This is a genomic window from Pseudomonas yangonensis (assembly GCF_009932725.1).
In the GTDB taxonomy this organism is placed as follows: Bacteria; Pseudomonadota; Gammaproteobacteria; order Pseudomonadales; family Pseudomonadaceae; genus Aquipseudomonas; species Aquipseudomonas yangonensis.
The window spans coordinates 1-306 of record NZ_BLJU01000152.1 but is presented as its reverse complement, the minus strand read 5'-3'; the positions used below and the strand labels follow the sequence as shown (position 1 = coordinate 306).

At 58.2% G+C, this 306-nt stretch carries 1 protein-coding gene; it reads left to right on the top strand.

Annotation, left to right across the window (positions count from 1 at the left end):
- Window positions 1-306 (top strand): XRE family transcriptional regulator (locus GYB81_RS23885; RefSeq protein WP_161898009.1); only part of this gene is annotated, 306 nt, incomplete at both ends.

The window sequence follows — 306 nt, the reverse complement described above, 5'->3', positions numbered from 1 at the left end:
GCTAAGAAATTCTCCGACCTTCGGGCGCAAATGTCGCCTGAGGGACAGGCCCGCGTCGAGGCCAAGGCCCAGGAACTGTTGGCTGAAATGCCCCTGAATGAGTTGCGCCAGGCTAGAGGCTTGTCGCAGAAGATGCTGTCTGAAGTGCTGCAGGTGCAGCAGCCGGCAATTGCCAAAATGGAGCGGCGTACGGATATGTACATCTCCACCTTGCGCAGCCACATCGAAGCCATGGGTGGCCAGCTGGAAGTGATCGCACGCTTCCCGGATGGCGCGGTGAAAATCAGCAACTTCGCGGATATCGAA